Source organism: Gilliamella sp. Pas-s25, assembly GCF_009795885.1.
Lineage (GTDB): Bacteria > Pseudomonadota > Gammaproteobacteria > Enterobacterales > Orbaceae > Gilliamella.
On record NZ_WTEV01000056.1, the window covers coordinates 1 to 2,870 of the forward strand.

A 2,870-nucleotide genomic window follows, 5' to 3' on the forward strand; every position below is an offset into this window, starting at 1 on the left:
GTGGGTTTGTGGTGATTTTGGGTTACCATTGTTTTTTGGGGCAGGTGATGCGTGTTTTAATTCATCAAGTGGCATTTCACTGCCCGGTAAGTTATCAGCTCCGTCAAAATAAAAGTGTTAAAGTTGAAATTTATGTCAAAAACTTTCAGGTAACTATGCGTTTTAGTATAAAATTATTTTTTATCGGGCTGAGTTTTCAGTTTTTTTATGCGGAATAAATAGCAAAAACAGCCTTTGGGTATGCTAAAAGGTATTGTGTTTTTATAACAATTATTCAAAAAATATTGATTTTATTTGTTTTTTAAAGAGCGATAAAATAACAAAATAAAAAAGGAAAATCCTCGCTGTTTTAAAACGGGGATTTTATAATTACCACCACTTAGGATAATTGGTAAATTGTGATTTAATATAATTTAATGTATCTTCTGAAATAATAGCTTGATAACTTGACTGCACAATATCCTTAAATATTCCCTGACGAGTCACAGACCATGAATATTTAATGTTTTTTTCATTTTTTTCTATTTTTATAGAAAACATTTCATTCATATCATATAAAGTAGCTGTATTTTTTAATGTAACCAGATCGTTAACAAAATTATCCCAAATTAGACAGCTAATCCATATTTCACCACTATAGTTAAGAGAGTTCGAAAATTGTTCTATATTTGCCATAAAAATAAATTTAATAGAAGGTACATGTTCATCAAATTCAACTTCATCAAAAGAAATTTTCATCGGTTTTTCTATGTTTATACTCATGATTTTATCCTTATTCAATTGGCAGTGCATGAATTAATGCAGGCAGTTCTCCTACCTTACGAGATTGCATTATTTTTAATTCCCATCCCCCAATTGTAATTAATTTATTATATTCTATACCATTTTTCGTTGCAGAATTCAGTGCTTCTTGTAAACTTCTAAGTTGCTGTTGAGAGGCCAAGCGAACAGCATCTGGTGTATAGTTAACTGCTTTATGCTGAGCATATTCAGCCATATGTTCTGTTGCATTGCCATGCACCCACACTTTTTTCCCATTGGGTAATACCATTTCAAATGACTTAGGTATCACAGAACCGGGGTAATTGGGTTGAGTTGATTTTATGTCATCCCATACAGTACCTGTACCTCCAATTGTTTCATTGTTAGTACCTATTCCCGGACACTCATCCGACAACCCCAACGGGTCAATCCAAGCCAGTGGGTTAGGAACGTAGCTATAGGCGTTTTCGCCGCCGGCAAGGCCTATGGGGTCTTGGCTGATGTAGCGGGCGGTGTAGGGGTCGTAATAGCGGTAGCGATTATAGTGTAACCCTGATTATTCGTATCATCCTGATACTCACCCTTGCAGGGCCAATGCTAAAGCATTGTTCAAATTTGTTCCAGACAAATTTGTCCTCGTCAAAATACTGTCCTTGAAAGCGCAGGTTTTGTGGGACGGTGCGGTATTCTATCGCAAGGTTGCCATAGGATTTAAACTTTCTGTCAAAAACTTTCAGGTAACTATGCGTTTTAGTATAAAATTGTTTTTTAGTTGGGTTGAGTTTTCGGTTTTTTAATGCTAAATAAATAGCAAAAATAGCCTTTGGGTATGCTAAAAGGTATTGTATTTTTTATAACAATTATTCAATAACATATTGATTTTATTTGTTTTTTAAAGAGCAATAAAATAACAAAATAAAAAAGGAAAATCCTCGCTGTTTTAAAACGGGGATTTATATAATTAAGCAATCTAAACTATGATGTTTCAGTCACAAGGTGGTCTGGAAACGTAAACGCTAATAATCCAGCCTCTTCAACCCGTTGTTTAAACTTTTCTGTCACAAAAACTCGGCCGATATCTTCTTCTATAGTAAATAAATATTCATCGGTAATATTATCAGCGATTAAAACTACATGCTCTATCATTAAACCATTGGGCCATTGTTTATAAATTGATTTTTCTTTATCAAAGCAACCTTTTAAAACATTTGTCGGAAAGTAGCCCCAGAATTTCTTTCTTTTACTTGCTGTAATAATCGGTAAAACTTGCCCTCGAGGAAGAAAAATATCACTTAATGCCTCTAAAGCCCTTTCACTTAACACATAAAAAGGCGCTGTAGATCCACTGATATCTAACTGATAATTCTTTCTACCATAATCATTAGCATATAGCTCCATAGTCACAGGTTGATATTCCTCGCCAAACGGTTGCCAATGATGATAAAGTGCCCTATCCATTGCTCTTCCTGCAATATCTTCCTGTCCCTTAGGACAATTTTCAATAAATGAACTATAGTCCGACACATTTGATTTTAACCTATAGATTTTCGGTTTCATTAGTATTTCTCCAATTTAATTAATTCGCTTATGATTAAATGCAATAACAAGCGCTTATAATTGTTTCAATATCGTTTTCCAATCTGCGTTACGGTCAGCGTTTGATAAAATATTTGCGATGTTTTTTAATTCAGCCTCAATTGCTTCTTTGGTGCCTATTTTATCCGCCATCCTAAGTCTGTCATTAACCGCATCAATATAGTCATTATGATGACGACCATTATGCATTATTCCTGGCAGGTTAGAGGTGTTTTTATGTGTCGGCAAAAATACGCCATTCACTGCGCTGTTAATATCAATTTCATATTTTTTTAAAATTTCTTGTGCCGGCTCTGCCCTTTTCGCACCTTCGGGCACAATATGATGAGCAGCGGTGTTTTCTGGACGTTTTACGCCCGCTTTTTCTAATGCCTTGCCTAATTGACAACTGGTTAACCCCAACGGGTCAATCCAAGCCAGTGGATTAGGAACGTAGCTATAGGCGTTTTCGCCACCGGCAAGTCCTATTTACTGCCCTTGAAAGGGTAAGTTTTGCCAGACGGTGCGGTATT

Annotated in this window: 4 protein-coding genes; all 4 read right to left on the reverse strand. The window is 35.4% G+C overall.

All coding sequences use genetic code 11. From position 1 onward, the window contains the following. Positions 1-369 precede the first annotated feature (369 nt). Entirely contained in the window at positions 370-762 is a 393-nt protein-coding gene (locus GQ593_RS13150) for a hypothetical protein (protein WP_160432445.1), read from the reverse strand. 10 nt (positions 763-772) lie between these two features. Next, complete coding sequence (locus tag GQ593_RS13155) at positions 773-1,183, reverse strand: hypothetical protein (RefSeq protein ID WP_237397767.1); 411 nt, start codon at positions 1,181-1,183, stop codon at positions 773-775. A 554-nt stretch (positions 1,184-1,737) separates the two neighbouring features. Next, positions 1,738-2,319 carry a hypothetical protein gene (locus GQ593_RS13165; RefSeq protein ID WP_160432446.1) on the reverse strand — a complete coding sequence of 194 codons (582 nt, stop codon included), beginning with the start codon at positions 2,317-2,319 and terminating at the stop codon, positions 1,738-1,740. A gap of 54 nt (positions 2,320-2,373) precedes the next feature. After that, positions 2,374-2,760, reverse strand: a complete 387-nt coding sequence (locus GQ593_RS13170; RefSeq protein ID WP_202115507.1) for an AHH domain-containing protein — start codon at positions 2,758-2,760, stop codon at positions 2,374-2,376. Positions 2,761-2,870: the final 110 nt, after the last annotated feature.